The following is a 733-nucleotide window of genomic DNA, read 5'->3' as shown; positions in this document are numbered from 1 at the left end:
GAACCGGCCTTGACCAGCAGGCTGTCGGAGTGGCCGTGGTAGCAGCCTTCGAATTTGATGATGCTGTCGCGACCGGTGTAACCACGGGCCAGACGGATCGCGCTCATGGTCGCTTCGGTGCCGGAGCTGACCATGCGCACCATGTCCATCGACGGCACCAGCGAGCAGACCAGATCGGCCATCTCGGTTTCCATCGACGTCGGCGCGCCGTAGGACAGGCCGTGTTGCAGCTGATTGCGCACCGCGTCGAGCACGTCCGGATGGCTGTGGCCGAGGATCATCGGCCCCCACGAACCCACGTAATCGACATAACGCTTGTCATCTTCGTCGGTGACGTAAGCGCCTTCGGCGTGTTTGAAGAACAGCGGGGTGCCGCCGACGCTCTTGAACGCGCGCACCGGCGAGTTGACGCCGCCGGGGATGTGTTTCTGAGCATTGGCAAACAGGGTTTCGGAACGAGACATGATCGGGCTCTCAAATCAGATTTTCAGAAGTTCGTTGAAGGCGCGGGCGCGGCGGGTCACTTCGGCGCTGCTCTCGGCGCCGAACAAACCGTGGATCACGGCGAGCAGATCGACACCGTGCTCGACCAGTGGCGCGGCGTTATCGAGGGTGATCCCGCCGATCGCGCAGACCGGCAAGTGCAGCGTGCGTTTGGCTTCGTCGAGCAAGTCGAGCCTGCAACTCGGCGCACCGGGTTTGGTGGTGGCATTGAAGAAGCGGCCAAAGGCAA

Annotated in this window: 2 protein-coding genes; both read right to left on the bottom strand. The window is 62.6% G+C overall.

Annotated elements, in window-relative coordinates; translation table 11 throughout:
* Nucleotides 1–464 (bottom strand): aminotransferase class III-fold pyridoxal phosphate-dependent enzyme (locus J5M71_RS26150; protein WP_207838344.1); only part of this gene is annotated, 464 nt, incomplete at its 3' end.
* Between the two features lie 15 nt (nucleotides 465–479).
* On the bottom strand, nucleotides 480–733 hold a 254-nt coding region (locus J5M71_RS26145), incomplete at its 5' end, for a thiamine phosphate synthase (RefSeq protein WP_207838341.1).

Origin of the sequence: Pseudomonas sp. 43(2021) (assembly GCF_017490805.1) — a bacterium.
GTDB lineage: Bacteria > Pseudomonadota > Gammaproteobacteria > Pseudomonadales > Pseudomonadaceae > Aquipseudomonas.
The sequence above is the reverse complement of the archived record's forward strand: the minus strand, read 5'-3'. Positions and strand labels throughout refer to the sequence as shown.